Below are 16,879 nucleotides of genomic sequence, written 5' to 3'. Positions count from 1 at the left end.
AGGAGTGAAAACACCGTGTACACGATCGAGATGGCCTACGCCCGGATGCGCGAGCTGCAGGACCTGGCCAACCGCTCGCGTGCCCACCAGCCCGCCGCCGCGCACCGGATCGAGAAGACCCGCACCCCGCGCGCCCCGAAGAAGCGCTGAGTCCCGCCGGGGCGAACCCGGCCTCAGTCACGGGAGCCACCGAGCTTCCCCTCCCACCGGCGGTACAGCTGGTGCGGCACCCCTGCCGCGTCCAGCACCCGCCCCGCGACGAAGTCCACCAGATCCTGGATGTGCGTCGCGCCCGCATAGAACGCCGGAGAGGCGGGCAGCACCACGGCGCCCGCCTCGTCCAGGGTCACCAGATGCTTCAGCGTCGATGCGTTCAGCGGAGTCTCGCGCACCGCGACGACCAGCTTCCGCCGCTCCTTGAGCGTCACGCTCGCGGCCCGCTGCAGCAGATCCTTCGAGAGCCCGAGCGCCACTCCGGCCACACAGGCCGTCGACGCGGGAACGATCAGCATCCCCTTCGCCGGGTACGACCCCGAGGACGGCCCGGCCGCGAGATCACCGGCCGCCCAGTGCCGTACGCCGTCGAGCTCCGCATCGCCCACCTCGAAGGTGTGCGGCTTCCCGTCCGCCCCGCGCGCCAGCCAGCTCCGCAGGTCCTCCTGCCAGCGTGCGTCGCGGAAGGCGATCCCGGTCTCGTCCAGCAGCGTCAGCCGCGAGGCCCGGCTCACCACCAGGTCGACGCTCTCGCCCGCGGCCAGCAGACCACGCAGCACGGCGGCGGCGAATGGTGTACCTGAAGCGCCCGAAACCCCGACAATCCAAGGCTGCCGCTGCTGCTGACTCACTGAAGTCCCCGATTCCACACCCCCGAGCCTATCCGGCGCAGGAGTTGCGGAACCGAGCGAGGGGCTCCGCGCGTTCCGACAGATGAAGGACAGGCCGTCGACGGCCATGAACAGGGAGCGGCCATGACCGACGTGATCGCCGCGGTCTACGGCTCACTGTTGTGGGGAGTCCTGCCGACGGGATCAGCCGGCAGGGGCATCTGTTCGGGCTGATCGGAGGGGTGGGCGCGGCGTTCGCGTTCCGCCGCCCGCGCCGTACCCCCCGCCTTTACGCTGCGAGGCCGCGCACCAGCAGGTCCAGCAGGGCACATGCGAACAGCGCGATACCGATGAATCCGTTGACGGAGAAGAACGCCCGGTTCAGCCGGGACAGATCGTGCGGCCGCACCACGCGGTGCTCGTACACGAACGCCACGGCGACGATCACCATCCCGATCCAGTAGAACAGCTCCGCACCCGTCGCCAGACCGAACCAGACCAGCAGCCCGGTCGTCACCGCATGGCAGACCCGCGCCCCCCACAGCGCGGCCGGGACCCCGAAGCGGGCCGGGACCGAGAACACACCGTGCGCGCGGTCCGCCTGGACGTCCTGGCAGGCGAAGATCAGGTCGAAGCCGCCGATCCAGACGCCGACCGCGAGACCGAGTATCACCGCGTCCCACGACCAGCTGCCGGTGACCGCCAGCCAGGCACCGATGGGCCCTATGGCCTGCGCGATGCCGAGGATGGCGTGCGGGAAGTGGGTGAACCGCTTGCCGTACGGATAGACGACCATCGGCACGACGGCGATCGGAGCGAGCGCCAGACACAGCGGGTTCAGCAGCGCGGCGGCGCCGAGGAAGACGACAACGGCGACGAGCGCGCCCGTCCACGCCGACTTCACGGAGACGGCACCGGTGACCAGCTCACGGCCGGCGGTACGCGGATTACGGGCGTCGATCTCGCGGTCGATGATCCGGTTCGCGGCCATGGCGAACGTGCGCAGCCCGACCATCGCGATGGTGACGAGCAGCAGGCGCACCCAGTGGATGTTCTCGTCGAGGTGGAACATCGCGGTCAGCGAGGCGATGTAGGCGAAGGGCAGCGCGAAGACCGAGTGTTCGATCATCACGAGCCGCAAGAACGCCTTGACCCTGCCGGTCGGTTGCGCGGACCCGGGGCCCAGCGTCGCTTCGGCCGCACTCACAGCCCGTACTCCTTCCACCGGCGGTCGACCTTCGCCGCCGTCTCCGGGTCGGACTCGACCATGTCCGGCCAGCCCCCGTCCCGGGTGTAGCCCTCCTCGGGCCACTTCTTCGTCGCGTCGATGCCCGCCTTGCCGCCCCAGAACTGCTGGTAGGAGGCGTGGTCGAGATGATCGACCGGGCCTTCGGTGACGGTGAGGTCCCGGGCGTAGTCGGTGTTGCCGAGCGCCCGCCAGGCGACCTCGTGCAGATCGTGGACGTCGCAGTCGGAGTCCACGACGACGATCAGTTTGGTCAGCGACATCATGTGCGCGCCCCAGATGGCACTCATCACCTTCTGGGCGTGCTTCGGGTACTTCTTGTCGATCGAGACGATCGCACAGTTGTGGAAGCCGCCCGCCTCCGGCAGGTGGTAGTCCACGATGTCCGGCACGATGATCTTGAGCAGGGGCAGGAAGAACCGCTCGGTGGCCCGCCCCAGCGGCCCGTCCTCGGTCGGCGGCCGGCCCACCACGATCGACTGGAGCAGCGGACGCTTCCGCATGGTCACGCAGTCGATGGTCAGCGCGGGGAACGGTTCCTGCGGCGTGTAGAACCCGGTGTGGTCGCCGAACGGTCCCTCGGGAAGCATCTTCCCGGGCTCCAGCCACCCCTCGATGACGACCTCCGCCTGCGCCGGGACCTGCAGCGGCACGGTCTTGCAGTCGACCATCTCGATCCGCTTGCCCTGGATGAACCCGGCGAACAGATACTCGTCGATGTCCCCGGGCAGCGGGGCGGTGGACGCGTACGTCACCGCGGGCGGTGCCCCGAACGCGATCGCGACGGGCAGCCGCTCCCCGCGCTTGGCGGCGACCTGGTAGTGGTTGCGGCTGTCCTTGTGGATCTGCCAGTGCATCCCGATGGTGCGCCGGTCATGGCGCTGGAGCCGGTAGAGCCCCAGGTTCCGTACGCCGGTCTCCGGGTGCTTGGTGTGGGTGAGCCCCAGGTTGAAGAAGGAGCCGCCGTCCTCGGGCCAGGTGAAGAGTGCGGGCAGCCGGTCCAGGTCCACGTCGTCGCCGGTGAGGACGACCTCCTGCACGGGGGCGCTGTCCGACTTCACCTTCTTCGGCGGCACGTGCACCATCGAGCCGAGCTTGCCGAACGCCTCGCGCACTCCGACGAAGCCGTGCGGCAGCTCCGGCTTCAGCAGGCCGCCGATCTTGTCGCTGATATCGGCGTACGACTTCAGCCCGAGCGCCTTCAGCAGCCGCCGGTCGGTCCCGAAGACATTCATGGCCAGGGGCATCGACGAGCCCTTGACGTTCTCGAAGAGCAGCGCGGGCCCGCCCGCCTTGTTCACCCGGTCGACGATCTCGCCGACCTCCAGGTAGGGGTCGACCTCGGCCTTGATGCGCTTGAGCTCGCCCTCGCGCTCCAGCGCCCGGAGGAGGGAACGAAGATCGTCGTAAGCCATGCGGTCAAGTATCGGCCACGGGCTACCCTGGGCCCGTCACCGGGGCGGGACAGTGCCCCGCCATCTCTCCGTGGGGGGACCCTTCCACCATGTTCCGGGCCTTGATCTATCTCCTGCCTCTGGCGCTGACGATCTACGCGTTCATCGACTGTCTGAACACCCCGGAGGACGAGGCCAAGCACCTGCCGAAGATCGCCTGGGTCTTCATCATCCTGCTCTTCTGGATCGTCGGCCCGATCGTGTGGCTGGCCGCCGGCAAGCTGCGTCAGGTGCCCGCCGGAGGCCGTACGCCCTCCGACTGGCACCGCAATCACCGCCACGAGTGGGTGGCGCCGGACGACAATCCGGAATTCCTGAAGGCGCTGAAGGAAGAGAGCAAGAAGGACGAGTCGCTCCTCAAGGACTGGGAGGCGGATCTGCGCCGCCGCGAGGAGGAGCTCAAGCGCCGGGAGAGCGGGGCCGGTCCCGAGGGGTCCGCTCCGCCCGCCTCGTAGCGCGGAGGCTCACGGATACAGCGGCTGCCCCGGCCGTTCGAGCAGGGGCAGCCGTGCTGTCCGCTCCTGCGGGACGCTTCGAGGGCCGCGTGCACACCACGCGCATGGAGCGGCGGTCCGGGAACAGCGGCCCCCGGGGGCGCCGCCCCCGCGCACCGACCACCAGGAGAGGACGCGCATGAACGACAGGACCATGCTTGCCACCGCCCTCGCGGAGGCCCGCGCCGGTCTCGCCGAGGGCGGCATCCCCATCGGCGCGGCCCTCTACGCCGCGGACGGCACGCTCCTCGGCCGGGGCCACAACCGCCGCGTCCAGGACGGAGATCCGTCCACGCACGCGGAGACAGCCGCCTTCCGTGCGGCCGGCCGGCAGCGTTCGTACCGCGGCACGACCATGGTCACCACGCTCTCGCCCTGCTGGTACTGCAGCGGCCTGGTCCGCCAGTTCGGCATCTCCCGGCTGGTCATCGGCGAGGCCGCCACCTTCCACGGCGGCCACGACTGGCTGGCTGAGCACGGCGTCCAGGTCGTAGTGCTCGACGACCCCGAATGCACCGCCCTGATGCGGGAGTTCATCCGCGACCACCCCGACCTCTGGAACGAGGACATCGGTACCGAATAGCGTTCGAAAATCCTCACCCCTCTCCAACACACCACCGATATCCTGATGTTGACGATGTGACAGTTCGGGCAGGCGTCGGCACTGGGGGTGCTGTGGACAGAGAGCTGTACGGACGCGAGGCGATCTTCGGCAACGACGGACTTGCGGCGCGTCTGACAGGTCTCATCCCCTACGGCTCCGCCAGGGCCGCGTACGAGCACCGCGACGATCCGCCCGTCGTCGTGCTGACCGGCGGGCGCGGCATGGGCAAGACCGCGGTGCTCAAGCAGCTGCGGCATGTGTACCGGGAGATCACCCCGGTCGCCCTGGCCGACTGCGAGGCCGTCACCCCGCCCGAGGATCCCGGTCCCGGCTGGACGCCCGTCATCGGTGCGCTGCCCGATCTCGTCGCCCAGTTCGCGGCCCGGGTGCGGGCCGCGCCCTCGGTGCAGTTCCCGCGGCTGAGCCTCGGTCTGGTCGCGGTCGCCTCCATCTCGTGGACCCGGGAGGACGAGACCCGGGCGCAGCGCGATCTCCAGTCGCTCGGCCCGGTGCTGGCCACCGTCCACTCCAAGGGGGACGCGGCGACCGGCTGGGTCACCAAGGTGCTGACGAAGCTGGCCGCGACCACGCTCGACTCCCTGGTCCCGATGGCCGGGCTGCTGGCGGAGGCGACCGTGGAGACGGTGCTGGAGGAGACGTTCAGCCGCAGCCAGCGGCGTTCGGCCGACTGGTACGGGACCTATCCGCAGGCGGGCGGCAACGGCCGGATCGGGCTGCGGCAGCTGGCCGTCGACTTCGAGCGCGGCGGCGATCTGCGTCGCCGCGCCGAGGACCATCTGGTGCTGGCGCTGGTCGAGGACCTGGTCCGGGCGTACCGGGGTACGGCGTGGGGCGCCCGTCGGGGGCGCCCGGTGCTGCTGCTCGACAATGCGCACACGGTGCTGGGGCGGCAGCTGGTCGAGCCGGTGCTGCGGCGGCGCGCCGCCGGGGGCCGTGATCACATTGCCGTGTTCGCCTCCTCCCGGGTCCGGGACCACGAGGGGCTGAGCCATGCGGTGCGGCGCCGGCTGCCGGAGGTGGCGCACGCCAGCCACTGGGCGCGGTCCACGGAGGTGACGTCCGGGATCCTCGCCGTGGGCCTCACCCCGCTGAGCGCCTCGCATGTGCAGGCGGCATTCGACCGGTTCGACCCGGCGAGGCGCACCCCGGCCGGGCTGGCCCGCGGGGTGCACCGGCTGACGGGCGGGCGGCCGCTGGGAGTGGCGCTGTTCGCGCAGGCGGCGGGCGAGGCACGCGAACCGGCGACGCTGGTGCCGGGGGCCCTGTTCGACTGCACGGTGGAGCTGCGCGAGGACCGGCCACCGGTGCGGGTGGCGGACGAGCTGCTGCGGCAGCTGCTGCCGCAGCAGCGTCCGGACGTACTGAGTGTGCTGGCGGCCGCGCACGGCGAGGAGTCGGCGCGGCTGCTGGCCAGGACCCGGCTGCGCGGCGTCCCGACGACGGACGGCGATGTGGCGTTGCTCGTACGGGATCTGCTGCGGGCGGAGGACTGGCAGGTCGGTCCCGACCATTTCGTCGCCGATCCGCTGCTGCGTTCGCTGCTGCTGCACCGGCTGCGGTTCCAGGACGGCGACCATCCGCATTACGCGATGTGGCGGGCGGTGCACGAGTCGCTGCGCGGGGCGTATGTGCCCGGTGGCAGCTTCCCGAGCGTCCCGCACCGGCTGCATCAGGAGCTGGTGCTGGGCGGGGCGGGGGCGTGTGTGACGCATCTGCGGGTGCAGTTCGAGCTGGGGGACGTGGTGCGCTGGCTGGATGCGCTGCGGTTCATCGCCTCGGCGCCGTATCCGCGCCCCCTGGGCGGCGGCGGTCCCGATCCGCGGCGGGCGGTCGCCCTGGGCCGGGAGGCGGCGGGCTCGCTGCCGGACGAGGAGACGGGGCTCGCCGGGCTCGACGAGCGGGCGGCCCAGCTGCAGTTGCAGCTTCGCCGGCTGCTCCATGCGGTGTGGCTGCTCTCCGATCCGCTGGCGCTGCCGGACGACGAGGTGACCGAGAAGATGGCGTTCGAGCTGCGGCAGCTGTCCGGGAGGCACCCGACGGGCAACAGCGTGCTGTGGGACGCGGCGACGCACTGGCCGCAGGACATCAGGGCGTGGCGGCCGCTGTCCATGCCGCCGGGGCCGCCGGCCCCTGTGCACGGACCAGGACGGACCCAGGGGGACGGTGGCTCGTATGCGTAATCCGTTGCGTTATCGCGTCTGGTACACGGCCCGGCAGAAGACCGTCACGACGGTGGTGACCGGGGCGCTGGTGATCACGTCGGGGTGGTACGGCATCAGCCGGCTGACCACCCCGGAGAGCCGGCAGTGCGTGCCGGGTGTGGAGCGCCCGCAGGGCAGTGACGAGTGCATCGGTGTCTCCGGCTCCGGTTACGACTTCGGGAGGGCGAAGCTGACCGATGTCGCGGCGGCGATCGGGCGGGAGAACGCAGGGCTGAAGCCGGGCCACTACGTGACGGTCGCGCTGCTGTTGCCGCTGACGTCGACGGACGACTCGATGGGTACGAAGATGCGGCATGAGCTGCAGGGCGCGTTCGCCGCGCAGTACCGGGCCAATCGTCTGTCGAACGACCAGGTGCCGAAGATCCGTCTGGTGCTCGCCAATACCGGGAAGAACAACCTGCTCTGGCGCCCGGCGGTGGACCGTCTGAAGACGATGACGGGGGCCCCGGACCGGCTGCGGGCCGTCTCGGGGGTCGCCACCAGCAGTGCGACGGTGAAGTCGGCGGTCAAGGAGCTGACCGCGGCGCACATCGCGGTCGTGGGCACCACGATCACCGCGGACGACATCGCGAACGGCCCGAAGGGTGACCCGTTCCCGGGGCTTGCCCGGGTCTCCCCCACCAACCGGGACGAGGCGCGCGCGCTGGCCCTGTTCGGCAAGGTGGAGGCCGACAGGGCGCTGCTGGTGCAGGACACCCGTAGCGGCGACAACTACACGGACACGCTGAGGGCGGCGTTCGCCACACTGGTGAAGGGCACCCGCTACGAGCCGCAGTTGTTCACCTCGCCGAAGGACCCGACCGACGAGGGCACCACGGCCAACACGTTCCAGCAGATCACGCATCTGATCTGCGACACGAACGCGGAGACGGTGTTCTTCGCCGGGCGCCACACCCAGCTGCGGCAGTTCATCAACGCCCTCGGGGACCGCGGCTGCCAGAACCGGGCGTTCACCGTGCTCACCGGTGACGAGGGTTCGTATCTCGGCGGCGACAGGAAGCTCGACCGGAGTGCGCTGCTTCGCAAGGTGACGGTGCGGTACGCGTCGCTCGCGCACCCGGACGCCTGGGCGGCGGGGAAGGGCGGGGCGGCGGTGAGGACGGGCGGCTCCGCGGCGGACTACCGGAGCTTCCTGGATCTGCTGGAGGTGGTGGGGAAGAAACCGGCGGGTCCGATCGGCCCGACCGGTTACGCCGATCTGACCGACGGCCAGGTGATCATCGCGCATGACGCGATGGCGATGGCCGTGCACGCCATCCGGCAGGCCACTCCGGACCGCAAACGGCTGCCGCAGCCGGTGGACGTGGGTGAGCAGTGGCCGCGGGTGAAGGCGTCGCTGCGGGTGTCGGGGGCCAGCGGCTGGATCTGCCTGGACAACCACGGCAACCCGTACAACAAGGCGGTGCCGGTGGTGGAGCTGGTCCCCTCCGGACAGGCGGCCGTCTCCCAGCGGTTCGTGGCGATCGCCTGGCCGGAGGGGAAGCCCCCGGCTCAGAACTGCTTGCCGCCGTCCTCCGCACCGTAGCTCTCGCGCAGCTCCCGCCATCGGGTCAGGGTCCACCGTGACCAGTCGGCGGGGTGCCCGTCCAGGGCGTCCACCAGGTATTCGAAGTGGTTGTGCCAGCCTGCCAGGCAGTCCAGCCGCAGCGCGTCGTCGCCGGGGAACTCGTTGCTGAAGCGCAGGAGCACGTGTTCGCCGCGCGGCGGCTCCAGGTGGAAGCGGATCCGGCCGTGCACCCCTTCGAGGGTGTACTCGGCGACGCGCTCGACGTCCCAGGCGGTGACGGTGCCGGAGGCGACCGTGGCGTTCCCGTCCGGGTCGGTACCCCGCCAGCGCAGTGTGATCGCCCCGCCGATGCGTGGCTCGAACGGGTCGGCGGCGGCGAGCCAGCCCCGCAGCCCCTCGGAACTGGCAACGGCTGCCCACACCCGTGGGACGGGGTGGGGCAGCCGGAGCGTGAACCGCAGGAGGTGGTGGTCACCGTGGGTCTCGGCGGTACCACGTTCGATCACGGGGAGTGCGTCGGTCATGGTTCCAGCGTGGCCCGGTGGGGCGCGTTCCGCACCCGTACGCAGGAACGGTCAGACGCCGGCGTAGGAGTGCTTGCCGGTGACGAAGATGTTCACGCCGTAGTAGTTGAAGAGCCAGCAGCCGAACGCGATCAACGCCAGGTAGGCGGCCTTGCGGCCCTTCCAGCCTGCGGTGGCGCGGGCGTGCAGGTAGCAGGCGTACGCGACCCAGGTGATGAAGGACCAGACCTCCTTGGGGTCCCAGCCCCAGTAGCGGCCCCAGGCGTCGCCCGCCCAGATCGCGCCCGCGATGATCGTGAACGTCCAGAGCGGGAAGACGGCGGCGTTGATGCGGTACGAGAACTTGTCGAGGGTCGCCGCGGCGGGCAGCCGGGACAGCACGGACTGGGCGAAGGAGCCGGGCTCGGTGCCGTTCGCCAGCTTGCTCTCGTAGCTGTCGCGGAACAGGTAGAGCAGCGTGGCGACCGCGCCGATGTAGAAGACGGCGCCGCAGATGATGGCGGTGGAGACGTGGATCCACAGCCAGTACGAGTGCAGTGCGGGCACCAGCTGGTCGCTGGAGGTGTACAGCACGGTGGTCGCGATGCCGAGGTCCAGCAGGACGGTGGTGACCAGCAGCAGGCCCATCCAGCGGACGTTCTTCTTCAGCGCCATCAGGATCAGGTACGCGGCGACGGCCACCGTGGAGAAGGTGATCGAGAACTCGTACATGTTGCCCCAGGGGGCACGCTGCACGGACATCGCGCGGGCGATGACACCGCAGGCCTGGACGAGGAAGGCGACGACGGTCATGGAGATCGCGATCCGCCCGTACAGGTCGCCCTTGAACGTGCCCCCGGCGGCACCGGGGCCGTCCGGGACGTCCCGCGAGCCGGCGGCGGACCTCGTGATGATCTTCGGCCGGTCCAGTACGGCGGTGGCGCCGCCCTTCTGCGCGACCTGGACCTGGATCTTTGCCGGGGAGGCCGCGGCCCCGTCCCCGGTCAGCGCGGCGGCGGTGCGGCCGACCTTGCTGCGGCTGCCGAACACCCACTCCGCGATGTGCGCGAAGAAGGCCAGGGTGTAGACGGCCATCGACGAATAGATCAGCACATTGCTGGTGTGTGCCAGATTCTCGTTGGTTGCGGCGGCGAGATTCACTTCTCAGCCCCTTCGGAAAGTGCTTCGGCGGATGCGTCGTCCGGCGCTGTGGGCGCCGCGGCCACGCCTGGTTCTTCGGCCACATCCGGTTCACCGGACGCGTCCGGTGCTTCGGGCGCGTCCGGCACCGTGGGTGCCAGGTCGTTGAGCGTGACTGCGAGGTCGGCCAGCTCCTCGGGCAGCTTCGCGGACTCGCTGCGGCCCAGCCCCGCCATCTCCACGACGGTGACGCCGTCCGCTCCCCGTACGGCCCGGACCCAGACCCGGCGCCGCTGGATGAACAGCGACCCCGCGAGACCGGCGATCGCGCCGATGGCCCCGGTGAGCGCCCAGCCGCTGGCGGGCTGCTGCGAGATCTGGAAGCTGGCCCACTGCTCGACGCCTTCGAAGGTGATCGATCCGGCGCCGTCGGGCAGCTTCATCGTCTCGCCGGGCAGCAGGCGCTGCTTCAGCTGCTCGCCCTTGCTGCCCTTGAACGCCTTCATCTTCGAGGTGTCCAGCTGGTACACGTTCTGCGGCAGTCCGGAGTCGACGCCGAGACTGCCGTGGTACCCGTTGAGCGCGAGCACCGGGAAGTCCGCGGCCGGGAACTGGGAGAACATCGTCCCCTTGCCCTCGCCGGCGAACGTCGGCACGAAGAACGCCTGGAAGCCCAGCTGGTCCCGCTTGCCGGTCCCGTCCTTGTAGCCGTCCATCACCTTGACCGCACCGGTCGAGGTGACATTCGAGTCGATCGGCAGCAGCGGCACGGCGGCCTTGTAGACCTCCTTGCCCCTGCCGTCCTTGACGGAGACGACCGGGGCGTAGCCGTGCCCGATCAGATAGACCTTGGAGCCGTCGACCACCAGCGGCTCGTTGACCTTGATGACGGCCTTCTTCGGCTTGCCGTACGCACCCTCGGAGTACGTGACGTGGGCCTCGTACGTGCGTGGTGTGCCGATCTGCGGGCCGCTGCGCTCGTACGTGCCGACGAACTTGTCGAGGGTGAAGCTGAACGGGGCGAGCGAGTCGGTGTCGTACAGCGAACCGGACTTGAAGTCGTCGTACTGGGTCAGCGTGTTGGCGAAGCCGTCGCCCTGGACGATCAGCTTGCCGCCCTCGGACTTGAAGAGCTGCCCGGTGGCGAAGGCCACCAGCATGACGATCAGCGCGATATGGAACATCAGGTTCCCGGCCTCGCGCAGATAGCCCTTCTCCGCAGCGACCGCATCGCCGTCCACGTGCGCCCTGAAGCGCCGCTTGCGCATCATCGCGAGCGCGGCCTCACGGACCTGCTCGGGCTCGGCGTCGGTGCGCCACGTCGTGTAGGCGGGCAGCCGGGTCAGCCTCTTGGGGGCGCCCGGCGGCCGGCTGCGCAGCTGGCCGATGAACTGGCCGGTGCGCGGCACGATGCAGCCGATGAGGGAGATGAACAGCAGGATGTAGATCGCGGAGAACCACACCGAGCTGTAGACGTCGAAGAACTGGAGCTTCTCGTAGATCGGCGTGACGGTGGTGTGGGCTTCCTTGAAGGTCTGCACCTTCAGCTCGTCCACGCTGTTCTGCGGGATCAGCGAGCCGGGGATGGCCCCGAGCGAGAGCAGGAAGAGCAGGATCAGCGCGACCCGCATCGAGGTGAGCTGGCGCCAGAACCAGCGCGCCCAGCCGATGACGCCCATGGCGGGCAGCGTGGCCAGGGCCTCTTCTCGCGGGGCGGTGGACAGTTGCGAGCCGGCCGCGCCGAGCTCGGCCGCGTTCTCCCGCTCCCGCTGGTTCTCACGCTCGCGCTCGTTCGCGCGCTCTTCGGCCGCGTTGGTCTTGGTGTTGCTCATGGAACTCAGATCCCCACCGTGAAGCCGTCGGACCAGCCCTGCAATTCCTGCATCATGCTGCCCCACACGCCGGTCAGCAGGAGCAGCCCGGTCGCGATCATCATGACGCCGCCGATCCGCATGACCCATGTGTAGTGGCGCTTGACCCAGCCGAACGCGCCGAGCGCCTTGCGGAAGGCGACTGCGGCGAGCACGAAGGGCACACCGAGCCCGAGGCAGTAGGCGATGGTCAGTATCGCCCCGCGTCCGGCGGTGCCCTGGTCCAACGCGAGGATGCTCACCGAGCTGAGCGTCGGGCCGAGGCACGGGGTCCAGCCGATCCCGAAGAGGGCGCCCAGCAGCGGTGCGCCCGCCAGTCCGGTCACCGGCCTCCTGTGGATACGGAATTCGCGCTGCGTCATCCACGGCATCAGGCCCATGAAGAAGATCCCCATCAGGATCATCAGCACACCGAGGACCTTGGAGAGCGTGGTGCTGTGCGCCTGGAGCGTCTGGCCGAAGAAGCCGAAGAGTGCGCCGCCGGAGACGAACACGGCGGTGAAGCCGAGCACGAAGAGCGAGGCTCCCGCGACCATGCGCCCCCGCTTGGCCTGCGCCAGATCGGTGCCGCTGACGCCGGTGACGTACGAGAGATAGCCGGGCACGAGGGGCAGGACGCACGGCGAGAAGAACGAGACGAGCCCGGCGAGTACGGCGATGGGCAGGGCGACGAACAGCGCCCCGTTCATCACGGTCTCGTTCTGCCCCGGAAGTGCGGCGAGGGTGAGCACGGAATCACTTCTCCGCGATCAGCGGGTCGATCATCTTGTGGAGGTTGACGTCGTCGAGGGCGACGAGGGTGCGGGCCGCGAGCTTCCCGTCCCGGTCGATGACCACGGTCGAAGGAATGGCCTGCGGGTTCAGCGTGCCCTTGGGGAAGCGCAGGATGAGCTTCCCGACCGGGTCGAAGAAGCTCGGGTAGGTGATGTTGTTGTCCTTCTCGAAGTTCACCGCCGGGCCCTTCTCGGCGTCCCGGGTGTTGATCCCGATGAACTGGACACCCTGGCTCGCGGTCTCCTTCGACACCTTCGCGAAGTGCTTGGCCTCCAGCCGGCAGGGGCCGCAGAACGAGCCCCATACGTTCAGCACGACGACCTTGCCCTTGTAGTCGGCAACGTCGAGGGGCTTGCCGTCCAGTGTCGCTCCGTCGAGCTTCGGCGCGTCCTGGCGGTCCGCCTTGGCCACGGTGGAGATTCCGCCACTGCCGGTGACGAAGTGCGAATTGCCGCCACCCCCGGCCTTGTTGCCGTCACCGCCGCAGGCGGTCAGGGTCAGCGCCAGTGCGGCGGCCGCTGCGGGGGCGGCGAGCAGGGTGAAGCGGCGTCGGGGTGCGCGGCCAGAGCTCATGTGAAAAGTTTCGCATGACGGTTTTGCGGATCTTGCGCACCCCCCTCGGTGCCCGTAAAGCCCGTTGTCAGGCCCGTTTAAAGAAGGTGTTCCAGCCGCCGTCGGGCGACTGGCCGACCTCCAGCGTACGGAGCTTCGCGAGCACGGCCGGATCCTGGACGTCGAGCCAGTCGACGAACTGCCGGAAGGAGACGAGCCGCACATCCGGCTTCCGGGCGATCCTTTTGAGGGTCTCTTCGACCGCATCCATATAGATGCCGCCGTTCCACTCCTCGAAGTGGTTGCCGATGTAGAAGGGTGCGCGATTCGACCCGTACGCACGGTTGAAAGCGGCGAGGTACGACTGAGTGGCCTGGGTGCGCCATTCCGGATAGCGCGACGGCATTCCCCGGGTGGTGTTCTGCGACTGGTTCGCGAGGATGTTGTAGTCCATCGACAGCACTTCGAAGGTGTGCCCGGGGAACGGCATGCCCTGCAGTGGAAGATCCCATATGCCCTGGCGCTTCGTGGGCCAGATCTGGGTGCCGCCGGGCGAGCTCGCGTCGTAGCGCCAGCCCAGTCGGCGCGCGGTGGGCAGCAGATTGTTCTGGCCGAGCAGACAGGGGGTGCGGCCGCCGACGAGTTCCTTGCGGTAGTCGAAGGGCAGCGGGTCGAGATCGGTCCAGCCGGTGTTGGTGCGCCATTCGGTGACGAAGGAGACCGCCTGATCGATTTCGTTCTCCCACTGGGCGGACGTCCAGCGGGCGACCGATCCGGAACCGGCGCAGAAATGCCCGTTGAAGTGCGTGCCGATCTCATGGCCTTCGAGCCAGGCCCTGCGTATGTGGCCCAGCGTCTCCTTGATGTGGGCATCGGTGAGATAGCCGATGTCGGAGGCGCCGATGCGGTTGTTCGGCGGCCGATACAAGGATTTCTTCGACTCGGGCAGCAGGTAGATCCCGGAGAGGAAGAAGGTCATCGCCGCGTCGTGCTCCTTGGCGAGTTCGAGAAATCGCGGGAAGAGCCCGGTGCCGACCTCACCCGCCCCGTCCCAGGAAAAGATCACGAACTGCGGCGGGGCCTGGCCGGGTTCCAGCGGGACCGGCGCGGAAGGCTGGTTCGGCTGCTCCCCGGTGTCCGCGGTGGAACCGTCCCCGATCTCGCGAACGTCCTCGTCCCCGGCACCGTCCCCCTCGGCCTTGCCGCCCGCCCTCTCCTCGGGGCCGGGGCCCGGCCGGCCCCTTTCGGAAGAGTGCCGGGAACCGCAGCCCGCCGTCCCGATGGCAGCCGCGGCCCCCAGTCCGGTTCCGAGCAGACTCCTTCGGCTGATGTCGCGCATGGCGTCCCCATCTGCGGTCGTTCCGACCCAACTGCATACAAACTGGCGAAGGCTTAGATGCGCGAAACAGCGCGGGGGTTCCGCTGGCTAACACACAATTCTGTGCGTGACCAGACGCCACTCCTGACGTGACCTTGTTCCTGACCCGAACGCACCACGGGCCCCGGCCGACATATCGGCAGGGGCCTGTGCGGGTCGAGAAATCTCGGCTACGCGCCGAACGCCTTGGGCTTCCCCTTCACCGGCTTCGCACCGGCCAGCAGGTGCGCGGGGACCAGATCGCGGGCCGGCTCGGTGTAGCCGACCGAGACGATCTTGTCGCCCTGGTACGTGAAGCTGGTCAGCGAGGCCAGCGTGCACTGCCGCTTGCGCGGGTCGTGCCAGAGCCGCCGTCGCTCGACGAAGCTCCGGACGATCCAGATCGGCAGCTGGTGGCTGACGCAGACCGCCTCGTGCCCGCGGGCCGCGTCGCGCGCGGCGTCGAGGGCGCCCATCATCCGTACGACCTGCTCGATGTACGGCTCGCCCCAGGACGGGCGGAAGGGGTTGGTGAGGTGCTTCCAGTTGTCCGGCTTGCGCAGCGCACCGTCGCCGACCCCGAAGGTCTTGCCCTCGAAGACATTGGCCGCCTCGATCAGCCGCTCGTCGGTGGCCAGGTCGACGCCGTGCGACTTGGCGATCGGCGTCGCCGTCTCCTGGGCGCGCTCCAGCGGGGAGGCGACGACATGGGTGATGTCGCGCTTCTCCAGGTGCTCGGCCACCCGGTCGGCCATCTGCCGGCCGAGCTCGGAGAGGTGGTAGCCGGGACGGCGCCCGTAGAGCACGCCCTCGGGGTTGTGCACCTCCCCGTGCCGCATCAGATGAACGACAGTGATGTCCTGACGCGCACTGTCTGCACGGCCGGTACTGCCGGTCTCGCTCATGCGGTGGCCTCCGAGGCGGCGCGGGCGGCGGCGGGCAGGGCGGCGGCGATCCGCTCGACGGCCTGCGTGTCGTGGGCGGTGGAGACGAACCAGGACTCGAACGCGGACGGCGGCAGATAGACGCCCTGCGACAGCATCGAGTGGAAGAAGGCATTGAAGCGGAAAGCTTCCTGCTGCTTGGCGTCCTCGTAGTTCCGCACCGGCTGCTCCGTGAAGAACACGGAGAACATGTTGCTCGCCGCGGACACCGTGTGCGCGACGCCCTCCTTGGTGAACGCCTCGCTCACCAAGGACCGGATCTCCGCGGAGACCGCGTCGACCTTCGCGTACGCCGCGTCGTCGAGCAGCCGCAGCTGGGCGAGGCCGGCGGCGGTGGCGACCGGGTTTCCGGAGAGGGTGCCCGCCTGGTAGACGGGGCCGACCGGGGCGAGGTGCGCCATCACATCGGCGCGCCCGCCGAAGGCCGCGGCCGGGAAGCCCCCGCCCATGACCTTGCCGAAGGTCATCAGGTCGGGCCGCACGCCGTCGATGCCGAACCAGCCGGCCTTCGAGGTACGGAATCCGGTCATGACCTCGTCGGAGATGTACAGCGCACCGCCCTCGGCGCAGAGCTCCTTGAGCCCGGCGTTGAAACCGTCGAGCGGCGGCACCACGCCCATGTTGCCGGGCGAGGCCTCGGTGATCACACAGGCGATCTCACCGGGGTGCGCGGCGAACGCGGCCCGCACGGCCTCCAGGTCGTTGTACGGCAGCACGATCGTGTCGCCGGCCTGCGCGCCGGTGACGCCCGGGGTGTCCGGCAGACCGAAGGTCGCGACCCCGGACCCGGCGGCGGCAAGCAGCGCGTCGACGTGCCCGTGGTAGCAGCCGGCGAACTTCACGACCTTCGCCCGGCCGGTGAACCCGCGGGCCAGCCGGATCGCGGACATGGTCGCCTCGGTACCGGAGGACACCAGCCGCACCTGCTCCACGGGCTCGATCCGGGCCACGATCTCCTCGGCGAGCGCGACCTCGCCCTCACCGGGCGTACCGAACGAGGTGCCGCGGGCGACAGCCTCCTGGACTGCGGCGATGACCTCGGGGTGGGAGTGGCCGAGAATCATCGGCCCCCACGAGCACACGAGGTCGACGTACTCACGGCCGTCGGCATCGGTGAGGTACGGACCGGTACCGGACACCATGAAGCGGGGCGTACCGCCCACAGCCCGGAAGGCACGTACGGGAGAGTTCACGCCGCCGGGCGTCACGAGGGACGCGCGGTCGAAAAGCGTCTGCGAAACTGGGGCTTCATATCGATAAGGCAGTTCGGTCATGACCTGCGACTTCTCCGACTCCGGGGGCTAGTGACCTCCCCAGGGTAGGACAGCGCTCCCGCGCGGACAGGAGCGGAAGATCCCGGCCACCG

The 16,879-nt window shown here is 69.6% G+C and carries 16 protein-coding genes and 1 pseudogene; 6 read left to right on the top strand and 11 right to left on the bottom strand.

The annotated features are described in order from the left end of the window. Positions 1-15: 15 nt before the first annotated feature. Positions 16-150 (top strand): hypothetical protein, encoded by a 135-nt coding sequence (locus tag ACWD6R_RS19085; protein ID WP_451819743.1) that lies wholly within the window; start codon positions 16-18, stop codon positions 148-150. Positions 151-173: 23 nt separating this feature from the next. Here ACWD6R_RS19085 and ACWD6R_RS19080 read toward each other — a convergent pair whose 3' ends face one another. Then, positions 174-845: a UbiX family flavin prenyltransferase gene (locus ACWD6R_RS19080; RefSeq protein WP_451819742.1), complete on the bottom strand. Its 672-nt coding sequence runs from the start codon at positions 843-845 to the stop codon at positions 174-176. A 135-nt stretch (positions 846-980) separates the two neighbouring features. Between ACWD6R_RS19080 and ACWD6R_RS19075 the strand changes: the two are divergent. Next, positions 981-1,108 (top strand): annotated as a pseudogene (locus ACWD6R_RS19075) (rhomboid family intramembrane serine protease); the annotation flags it as partial. A 5-nt stretch (positions 1,109-1,113) separates the two neighbouring features. Here ACWD6R_RS19075 and mqnP read toward each other — a convergent pair. Both mqnP and ACWD6R_RS19065 read right to left on the bottom strand, forming a co-directional pair. Further along, on the bottom strand, positions 1,114-2,031 hold the full coding sequence (gene mqnP, locus ACWD6R_RS19070; protein ID WP_451819741.1) for a menaquinone biosynthesis prenyltransferase MqnP: 918 nt from the start codon (positions 2,029-2,031) through the stop codon (positions 1,114-1,116). Further along, positions 2,028-3,485, bottom strand: a complete 1,458-nt coding sequence (locus tag ACWD6R_RS19065) for a menaquinone biosynthesis decarboxylase (RefSeq protein WP_327245798.1) — start codon at positions 3,483-3,485, stop codon at positions 2,028-2,030. Before ACWD6R_RS19065 ends, mqnP begins: the two co-directional genes overlap by 4 nt. Positions 3,486-3,574: 89 nt before the next feature. Between ACWD6R_RS19065 and ACWD6R_RS19060 the strand changes: the two genes are divergently transcribed. From ACWD6R_RS19060 to ACWD6R_RS19045, 4 genes are all read left to right on the top strand, one after another. Next, positions 3,575-3,979: a PLD nuclease N-terminal domain-containing protein gene (locus ACWD6R_RS19060; protein WP_451819740.1), complete on the top strand. Its 405-nt coding sequence runs from the start codon at positions 3,575-3,577 to the stop codon at positions 3,977-3,979. A 178-nt stretch (positions 3,980-4,157) separates the two neighbouring features. Beyond that, a complete protein-coding gene (locus tag ACWD6R_RS19055; protein ID WP_451819739.1) occupies positions 4,158-4,601 on the top strand; it encodes a nucleoside deaminase in 444 nt (147 codons plus the stop codon). Between the two features lie 92 nt (positions 4,602-4,693). After that, positions 4,694-6,823: a hypothetical protein gene (locus tag ACWD6R_RS19050; protein WP_451819738.1), complete on the top strand. Its 2,130-nt coding sequence runs from the start codon at positions 4,694-4,696 to the stop codon at positions 6,821-6,823. Further along, positions 6,816-8,390 carry a hypothetical protein gene (locus ACWD6R_RS19045; protein WP_451819737.1) on the top strand — a complete coding sequence of 525 codons (1,575 nt, stop codon included), beginning with the start codon at positions 6,816-6,818 and terminating at the stop codon, positions 8,388-8,390. Before ACWD6R_RS19050 ends, ACWD6R_RS19045 begins: the two co-directional genes overlap by 8 nt. Here ACWD6R_RS19045 and ACWD6R_RS19040 read toward each other — a convergent pair. From ACWD6R_RS19040 to hemL, 8 genes are all read right to left on the bottom strand, one after another. Beyond that, positions 8,357-8,896, bottom strand: coding sequence for an SRPBCC domain-containing protein (locus ACWD6R_RS19040; protein ID WP_451819736.1), 540 nt, complete (start codon positions 8,894-8,896; stop codon positions 8,357-8,359). The two genes, ACWD6R_RS19045 and ACWD6R_RS19040, sit on opposite strands and share 34 nt — an antisense overlap. A 51-nt stretch (positions 8,897-8,947) precedes the next feature. After that, a complete protein-coding gene (ccsB, locus tag ACWD6R_RS19035) occupies positions 8,948-10,036 on the bottom strand; it encodes a c-type cytochrome biogenesis protein CcsB (protein ID WP_451819735.1) in 1,089 nt (362 codons plus the stop codon). Beyond that, positions 10,033-11,847 carry a cytochrome c biogenesis protein ResB gene (gene resB / locus ACWD6R_RS19030; protein WP_451819734.1) on the bottom strand — a complete coding sequence of 605 codons (1,815 nt, stop codon included), beginning with the start codon at positions 11,845-11,847 and terminating at the stop codon, positions 10,033-10,035. Before resB ends, ccsB begins: the two co-directional genes overlap by 4 nt. A gap of 5 nt (positions 11,848-11,852) precedes the next feature. Beyond that, positions 11,853-12,575 (bottom strand): cytochrome c biogenesis CcdA family protein, encoded by a 723-nt coding sequence (locus ACWD6R_RS19025; RefSeq protein ID WP_451819761.1) that lies wholly within the window; start codon positions 12,573-12,575, stop codon positions 11,853-11,855. 46 nt (positions 12,576-12,621) lie between these two features. Then, entirely contained in the window at positions 12,622-13,233 is a 612-nt protein-coding gene (locus tag ACWD6R_RS19020; RefSeq protein ID WP_451819733.1) for a TlpA family protein disulfide reductase, read from the bottom strand. A 67-nt stretch (positions 13,234-13,300) separates the two neighbouring features. Next, a complete protein-coding gene (locus tag ACWD6R_RS19015) occupies positions 13,301-14,551 on the bottom strand; it encodes a hypothetical protein (RefSeq protein WP_451819732.1) in 1,251 nt (416 codons plus the stop codon). 209 nt (positions 14,552-14,760) lie between these two features. Further along, positions 14,761-15,474 (bottom strand): histidine phosphatase family protein, encoded by a 714-nt coding sequence (locus tag ACWD6R_RS19010; protein ID WP_451819731.1) that lies wholly within the window; start codon positions 15,472-15,474, stop codon positions 14,761-14,763. After that, positions 15,471-16,778 carry a glutamate-1-semialdehyde 2,1-aminomutase gene (hemL, locus tag ACWD6R_RS19005; protein ID WP_451819760.1) on the bottom strand — a complete coding sequence of 436 codons (1,308 nt, stop codon included), beginning with the start codon at positions 16,776-16,778 and terminating at the stop codon, positions 15,471-15,473. Before hemL ends, ACWD6R_RS19010 begins: the two co-directional genes overlap by 4 nt. Between the last annotated feature and the right edge of the window lie 101 nt (positions 16,779-16,879).

The sequence above is a fragment of the Streptomyces sp. NPDC005151 genome, assembly GCF_053599875.1.
This window is presented reverse-complemented; position numbering and strand designations above follow the sequence as displayed.